The sequence below is a fragment of the Microbacterium sp. ZXX196 genome (assembly GCF_009709595.1).
Lineage (GTDB): Bacteria > Actinomycetota > Actinomycetes > Actinomycetales > Microbacteriaceae > Microbacterium > Microbacterium excoecariae.
In genome coordinates, this window is the sequence record NZ_WMEE01000288.1 from 1 (window position 1) to 261 (window position 261).

At 64.8% G+C, this 261-nt stretch carries 1 protein-coding gene; it reads left to right on the plus strand.

Features of this window, described 5'->3' with window-relative positions; translation table 11 throughout:
- Positions 1 to 85: 85 nt before the first annotated feature.
- On the plus strand, positions 86 to 261 hold a 176-nt coding region (locus tag GJQ66_RS13085), incomplete at its 3' end, for a GTP-binding protein (protein WP_368732940.1).

Genomic DNA, 261 nt, shown 5'->3' on the forward strand with positions numbered 1-261 from the left:
TGGGCCCCCGGCAGCCGCCACCCCAGCAAAGATCACCTGGCGCCGATGAGTAAGGCGTACAGAACCACTCCACAGGAGGATCCCAGTGGCGAAGGCGAAGTTCGAGCGGACTAAGCCGCACGTCAACATCGGCACCATCGGTCACATCGACCACGGTAAGACGACCCTCACGGCCGCCATTACCAAGGTGCTGCACGACGCGTACCCGGACCTGCACGAGGCCTCGGCCTTCGACCAGATCGCCCAGGCTCCCCAACAGCG